Here is a 6,447-nt window from a genome sequence, read left to right as displayed (position 1 = left end):
GTTGCCCGGCGGCGGTGTCGTGGGTGGCGCGGTGGTCGGCGGCGCCGTGGTGGGTGGCGCGGTGGTCGGTGTGCCGGTCGGCCCGCCGGTCGGCGTGGTGCCGCCGGTGCAGGTCACGCCGTTGAGCGCGAAGCTGGTCGGCACCGGGTTGCTGCTCGTCCAGGAGCCGTTGAAGCCGAACGACGTGTTGCCGTTCGTCGGGATCGACCCGTTGTAGTCGACGTTGCGCGCGGTGACAGCGGACCCGCTCTGGGTCAGGCTCGTGTTCCACGACTGGGTCACCGTCTGCCCGGCGCCGAACGACCACGTCAGCGTCCAGCTCGACACCGGGTCGCCGAGGTTCGTGATGGTGACGTTGGCGCCGAAGCCACCCTGCCACTGGGACGAGATCGCGTAGTTGACCGAGCAGCCGGCGGCTGCCGCACCGGCGGGCAGCGCCACGGCGACCGACGCCGACGCCAGCAGCGCGGCTCCGGCCGATGCCCATATGGCATTGACTGATCTGGATCTGGACATGAATTGACCTCCTGCGGGGGCGGCGGCTCGGGCATTGGCGGTGGCGATTGTGTTGTGAGCGTTAACAGCCGCGTCAGGGATGTTACGGGAGCGCTCCCACGCACTCAACAACTCATTTCCGCACCCACCGAACCAGCGCCCACCCGCCCAGGCTTGGTCGATCATGAAGTTGACCGCGTTCAATGCGGACAAATCCGCGGTCCAACCTCATGATCGACGCGCGTCAAGGGCGCGGGCGGGAGGGGGAGGGGAGAGGAAGGGAGGGGGTCAGGCGGGGGTGCAGGGGGTGTTGTCGGCGGTGCAGGCGGCGGGGGCGTCGTGCGAGGGGTCCGGGTCACGGACGTCGAAGCGGATGGTGGCGGCCTCGCCGCCCGGCAACGCGCTCCCGGCGAACGTGACCACGGTGCCGTCCTGGGTGACCTCGGCGCCGCTCACACTGCCCACTGTGGCGCCGTCGTGCAGCGTCACGGTGACCGTCCAGGTGGGACGTGGCGACGGGCCGGGATTGCGCAGCACCACCTGGCCCCGGTAGCCGAAGACCCGGTCGGTGACCGTCTCGTAGGTGGCGCTCAGCGGCGCCGCGGCCACCGTCGAGGGCGTCGCGCTCGGCGTACGGCTGGGGGTGGGCGACGGTGTCGGCGAGGGCGACGCGCTGCGGCGGCCGGCGCTGGGCGTGGGCCGCGCGGTAGTCGGCCGGGCCGAGGGCGTGGCGCTGGACGGCATGACCAGCGACCCCGTCGGAGCCGGCGCGGCCGGTGCGGGCGGCTCGCCGGCGGTGGCCCACACGGTTGCCCCGGCTGCGACGGCGATCAGCGTCACCGCGCCGACCGCCAGCAGCACCCGGCGTCGCCCGGACCGGCGCTGGTCGTCACCGAGCAGCCGGACCACAGGCAGTTCGGCGGTCAGGCCGCCCTCGGCGCGGCGCAGGTCGACGTTCTGGAACGCCAGCCAGTCGAGGATCGCGGGCAGCCGTCCGGTGACCGCCTGCTCGTGCTGCTCGGCGCGGGCCTCGGCGTCCCAGTCGCCCTCCTCGAGCACCTCGCGGACCGACAGCCGGGTGCCGTGCGCGGTGGGGGTGAGGTCGCAGGCGAGCCGGGTGGCCCGGCCGGCCTCCCGGCAGCGGACCACCAGCCGGTGCGGGGCGCGCAACTCGACGGCCTCCACCTCGGTGTCGCCGTCGTAGCCGGGCAGCGCGGCGGTGGCGAGGATCCACCTGTCGGACCCGGGCGCGCTGTCGGCGAACCACTTGGCCAGCAGCGCGCGTTCCGTGAGCGCCCGCCAGGTCCGGGCGGGCGGGTGGAACAGGTCGACCTCGGTGACGATCTCGATCACGCGGAGACTCTAGGGCCTGTGTCAAGGTCGCCGTGGGGCGCTGTCGCCCCCGTCGCGCCAGCGGGACCGCCAGGCGGCCTCGCTCTCCTCGGCGCTGGCCTTCTCCTCGTGCATCAGCCGGCGCAACGCGACCCGGGAATCGGCGAAGATCACCAGTTCGGCCGCCACGAGCGCCACGCAGATCGCGGTGAGCAGACCCAGCGCGCCGAGCGCCGGCAGGTGGCGGCCGACCGGCAGCGCCGCGGCGAGCAGCACCACGGTGCCGACCCGGGTCCAGGACAGCGTCCGCAGCGCGCGCCACTGGAACGCCATGTTCGCGGCGAAGTAGACGAGCACGCCACCGAAGAGCAGCGGCACCGCCGGTCCGTGGCCGCGCTCCATCGGGCCACCGGCCGGATCGGTGACGATCCGGACCAGTTCCTCGGCGCCGATCGCGAACAGGATCACCCCGGCGATCATGGGCAGGTAGAGATAGGCGTACGCGTCGCGGGCGAGCGCCACCCGTGTGTGCCCCTGCGCGGCGTGCAGCGCGATCCGGGCGGCCGGGCCGATCATGTCGAAGTGCGCCCACCAGAGCGCCGCGGTGAACAGGATGCCGAAGATCGCCGCGGGGATCGCCGGCCAGGTCACGGGCTGTCCGAGCAGGTTGCCGCCGACACCGACCGAGATGACCGACTCGCCGAGCGCGATGATCAGGATGAGGTCGTACCGCTCGGTCCAGTGCTCGGCCGAGGTGATCTTCCAGCCGTCGGTGCCGGCCAGCAGGCCACTGCTGTACTGGATGGCCACCACAGCGATCCACAGTCCGTCGCGCAGCCACGGGCCGACCTCCGGGGACACGCGCGGCGGCAGCAGCGCCGCCACCAGCAGCAGGCCGGCCGAGATCAGCGCCTCCGGCAGGAACAGCCGCAGCTTGCGCCGGGCCGGCGGATCGTCGCGCGTGGCGTACCAGTACAGGGTGGTGTGCACGAACCGGATCACCACGTAACTGATGGTGACCAGGATCGGGCCGGCGCTGCCCTTGTCGAGGTCACCGAACGTCTGCGGCAGCGCGAGCGCGAACGTGAACAGCGCGACCATGCCGACCACCATGAGGATCGGCACGAAGCCCTCGCCCAGGCGCAGCCGGGCGGCGACCGCGCTGTGCACCACCCAGCACCACCAGAGCACGGCGAGCACCAGCAGCGCGTGCAGCAGTTCGCCAGGGGTCACGTTGGCAGCGGTGGCGCGCGTGATGATGAAGAAGGACACCACGAAGACGAGGTCGAAGAAGATCTCGAACCGGTCGACCCGGGTGGCGGGGGCGACGCCGGTCGCCGGCCCGAGCCCCTTGCGCCACCGGTCGCCACCCACTGGGCGAGTGTGTCAGCCCAGGTCAGGCCGGGTGCCGCTTTCGCCGGCCATTCCACCGGTCCGACCAGGGGGAGCGGCGCGCTCAGCCCGCCGTCGGGGCGGCCAGCGCGAGCACGTCGCGCAGTGCGTCGCGCAACGGCCGCCCGGGGTGCTCCAGCCACTCGTGGGCGGCGACCCGCAGGGAGGCGAGGAACGTCGCCGCGACGACCCGGGCCCGCAGCGCCGCGTCCGGTCCGCTCAGACGGCGGGCCAGCTCCGCGGCCATCTCCCGCTCCAGGGCCGCGTACGCGCCGACCTGGTGGGCGGCGAGGCTCGGGTGGCCGTGCAGCCGGCGGCGCCGGTTGAGCCACGGCTCGGCCGGGTCGTCGTAGCCGTCCTCGGCCTGGGTCAGGGCCGCCCGGGTCAGCGCCGCCCACGGCGATAGTTCCGCCGGTTGTTCCGCGACGAGCCTGAGCAGCCGGCGCAACCGCAGCGTGTCGCCGTGGAAGAGGGCCTCCTCCTTGCCGCCGAAGTAGTTGGAGAAGGTCCGCCGGGAGACGTTCGCGGCGTCGGCGATCGCCTCGACGGTGATCCGGTCGGGGCCGTGCTCGGCGGCGAGGGACAGCGCCGCCTCGTGCAGCGCCAGGCGGGTGGCCGCCTTCTTCCGCTCCCGCAGCCCGGTGCACTCCTCCATGGAAGCCAGCGTAGGTGACCCAATTCTCAATGGGCAAACTTGCCTACCGGGCAAGGTTTAGTGTTGATTGCTTGAGGCAACGAAGCGGCCACCCCCGTATCGACACACCTGGAGGACGCGCGCATGAGCGCACCCACCATGACGGCTGAGGCCGCCCCGATGAGCAAGCGGAAGACGCTGGAGGCGCTCAGCGGCCTGCTGCTCGTGCTCTTCGTGGCCATGCTGAGCAGCACCGTGGTCTCGACGGCCCTGCCGAAGATCATCGGAGCGCTCAACGGCTCGCAGACGCAGTACACCTGGGTGGTCACCGCCACCCTGCTCACCGCCACCGCGACCACCCCGATCTGGGGCAAGCTGGCCGACCTGTTCAACAAGAAGCTGCTGATCCAGATCGCCATCGTGGTGTTCCTGGTCGGGTCCGTCGCAGCCGGCTTCGCGCAGAGCGCCGGGCAGCTCATCGCCGCCCGCGCCTTCCAGGGCATCGGCGTCGGCGGTCTCCAGGCGCTGGTCCAGGTCGCCATCGCGGCCATGATCCCGCCGCGTGAGCGGGGCCGCTACAACGGCTACCTGGGCGGCGTCATGGCGCTCGCCACCGTCGGCGGCCCGCTGCTGGGCGGCCTCATCGTGGACACCTCCTGGCTCGGCTGGCGCTGGTGCTTCTTCGTCGGCGTACCGGTCGCGGCCGTCGCGCTGTTCCTGCTCCAGATCACCCTGAACCTGCCCACCGTGCGCCGGGACAACGTCAAGATCGACTATCTGGGCGCCACGCTCATCGCCGCCGGCGTCAGCGTGCTGCTGATCTGGATCTCGTTCGTCGACGACTCGTTCGCCTGGCTGTCCTGGCAGACCGGCGCCATGGTCGGCGGTGCGGTGCTGCTGCTCGCGCTCGCCGTCTGGGTGGAGGCACGCGCCGCCGAGCCGGTGGTGCCGCTGCACATCGTCCGGGAGCGCACCACCGCCCTGGCGATCCTGGGCAGCCTCGCGGTCGGCATGGCGATGTTCGGCGGCGCGGTCTTCCTCGGCCAGTACTTCCAGATCGGCCGCGGCTACAGCCCGACCGAGGCCGGCCTGCTCACCATCCCGATGATGGCCGGCGTGCTGATCTCCTCGATCGTGGCCGGCCGGATGATCACCGCGACCGGGAAGATCAAGCCGTACATCGTGTTCGGGGCGGTCATGCTGGTCATCGGGTTCGCCATGCTCGGCACCATCGACCACGAGACCTCGCTGGTCTTCGTCGGCCTGGCGATGTTCATCGTCGGCGTCGGTGTCGGCATGACCATGCAGAACCTGGTGCTCGCGGTGCAGAACACCGTCGCGCTCAAGGACATCGGCGCGGCCAGCGCCAGCGTCGCGTTCTTCCGCTCGCTCGGCGGCACCATCGGCGTGTCCGTGCTCGGCGCGGTGCTCGCCCGCCGGGTCACCGACCGGATCACACACGACCTCGCCGCGGCCGGCATCCCCACCTCGGGCGGTGGCGGCAGCACGCTCAACCTCGACGCGCTGCCCGAGCCGGTACGGCAGATCGTGCGGGCCGCGTACGGGGACGCAACGGGGCACATCTTCCTGATCTCGGCCGCCATCGCAGTGGTCGGTATCGTTGCGGCGCTGCTGCTGCGTCCGGTCACCCTGCGTTCCAGCCTCGACCTGCCGGACACCGGCCGATCGGTGGCGGTGGGAGCGGACGCCGTCGACGGCGCGCCCGCCTTCGACGAGGTGAGCGTGGACTCGGCCGGCCGGGAGGAACGCACCCGCCGCTGAGCCCGTACCCCCAGGGCCGTCGCCGACCCCGGCGGCGGCCCTGGCCCATGCGGGGACGAACCGAAGGAGGAGCCGTGGACGTCACGCGGACCGCGCCCACCCGCCTCGCCGCATGGCAGCGGGCCGCGCGTGAGCTGGCGCTGGTCGCCGTGCTCTTCCTGGCCTACAAGGCGGGCCGGCAGGTGGTGGCCGGACACGCCGAGGTGGCCCTGGCCAACGGCGAGTGGGTCTGGCGGCTGGAGCGGCTGCTGCGCCTGCCCGACGAGATGCTCGTGCAGGGGCCGCTGCTGTCGCACGAGCTGCTGGTACGTGTCGCCAACTCCTACTACGCCTACGTGCACTTCCCGGCCACAGTGCTCTGCCTGGTCTGGCTCTGGCTGCGCCGCCCGGCGCACTACCTGCGGTTGCGGCGCGCCCTGGCGTCGCTCACGGCGGTGGCGCTGGTGCTGCACGTCTGCGTCCCGCTCGCGCCGCCGCGGCTGACCGCGCTCACCGGGCTGGTCGACACCGGCACCCGGTTCGGCCCGAGCGTCTACGGGCCTCCCGACACCGACCAGCTCAGCAACCAGTACGCGGCCATGCCGTCGCTGCACGTGGGCTGGGCGCTGGCGATCGCGCTGGCGCTGATGGCGGTCACCACCGGACGCCGCCGCTGGCTCTGGCTGCTCCACCCGCTGACGACAGCGCTCGTGGTGGTGATCACCGGCAACCACTACTGGCTCGACGGCGTCGTCGCGGTGGTGCTGCTCGTGGCGATCCTGGCCGTCCTGCCGACGGCCGTGCCGGAACCGCCCACGCTCCCGTCCGGACCG

6 protein-coding genes are annotated in these 6,447 nt (G+C 72.4%); 2 read left to right on the top strand and 4 right to left on the bottom strand.

Annotated features, from left to right (window positions below):
• From ACPCK6_RS29080 to ACPCK6_RS29065, 4 genes are all read right to left on the bottom strand, one after another.
• On the bottom strand, positions 1-516 hold a 516-nt coding region (locus tag ACPCK6_RS29080; protein ID WP_423482800.1), incomplete at its 3' end, for a cellulose binding domain-containing protein.
• A 267-nt stretch (positions 517-783) separates the two neighbouring features.
• Positions 784-1,848 carry an SRPBCC domain-containing protein gene (locus ACPCK6_RS29075; protein WP_423482799.1) on the bottom strand — a complete coding sequence of 355 codons (1,065 nt, stop codon included), beginning with the start codon at positions 1,846-1,848 and terminating at the stop codon, positions 784-786.
• A gap of 21 nt (positions 1,849-1,869) precedes the next feature.
• The gene (locus tag ACPCK6_RS29070; protein WP_423482798.1) at positions 1,870-3,201 is read right to left on the bottom strand and encodes a low temperature requirement protein A; all 1,332 of its coding nucleotides are present in this window, start codon (positions 3,199-3,201) and stop codon (positions 1,870-1,872) included.
• An 82-nt stretch (positions 3,202-3,283) separates the two neighbouring features.
• Positions 3,284-3,874, bottom strand: coding sequence for a TetR/AcrR family transcriptional regulator (locus ACPCK6_RS29065; RefSeq protein WP_423482797.1), 591 nt, complete (start codon positions 3,872-3,874; stop codon positions 3,284-3,286).
• A gap of 123 nt (positions 3,875-3,997) precedes the next feature.
• On the opposite strand from ACPCK6_RS29065, the gene ACPCK6_RS29060 reads away from it, so the two are divergent.
• Positions 3,998-5,635 (top strand): MDR family MFS transporter, encoded by a 1,638-nt coding sequence (locus ACPCK6_RS29060; RefSeq protein ID WP_396883136.1) that lies wholly within the window; start codon positions 3,998-4,000, stop codon positions 5,633-5,635.
• A gap of 74 nt (positions 5,636-5,709) precedes the next feature.
• A partial coding sequence (locus ACPCK6_RS29055; RefSeq protein WP_423482796.1) for a phosphatase PAP2 family protein occupies positions 5,710-6,447 on the top strand: 738 nt, incomplete at its 3' end.

The sequence above is a fragment of the Micromonospora sp. AB353 genome, assembly GCF_049538395.1.
Lineage (GTDB): Bacteria > Actinomycetota > Actinomycetes > Mycobacteriales > Micromonosporaceae > Micromonospora > Micromonospora aurantiaca.
The sequence above is the reverse complement of the archived record's forward strand: the minus strand, read 5'-3'. Positions and strand labels throughout refer to the sequence as shown.